This is a genomic window from Dietzia natronolimnaea, from assembly GCF_002289575.1.
Taxonomy (GTDB): domain Bacteria; phylum Actinomycetota; class Actinomycetes; order Mycobacteriales; family Mycobacteriaceae; genus Dietzia; species Dietzia natronolimnaea_A.
The window spans coordinates 1-360 of record NZ_NTGA01000107.1; the positions used below are offsets into that span (position 1 = coordinate 1).

The following is a 360-nucleotide window of genomic DNA, read 5'->3' on the forward strand; positions in this document are numbered from 1 at the left end:
TCCTGTCGTACAGATGGGCGCCCCGGATCTGCAGATCCATCGGGATGGCCGACTGAACCTTGTCGCCGATCGTATCGGAAACCTTCACGTGTCTCACCTTGTCTTTCGTCGTTACATCTGGAACGTCGTTACATCTGGAACTCTGGCACCTGGACGGTAAGGCCGTCCCAATCCGCGGACGCGGTCATCTGGCACGACAGTCGGGAGGTCGGCAGCCGTTCGGGGTTCATTGAGAGCATCTCTTCTTCACTTGCTCCCGAGAGGCCCACCACGTCGGACCATTGCGGATCAACGATGACATGACACGTGCCGCACGCGGCTTCGCCTCCGCAATCGGCGTCGATTCCGGGCACCGCGTTG

The 360-nt window shown here is 60.3% G+C and carries 1 protein-coding gene; it reads right to left on the minus strand.

Annotated features, from left to right (window positions below; genetic code table 11):
- Window positions 1-128: 128 nt before the first annotated feature.
- Window positions 129-360 (minus strand): 2Fe-2S iron-sulfur cluster-binding protein (locus CEY15_RS17865; protein WP_095719509.1); only part of this gene is annotated, 232 nt, incomplete at its 5' end.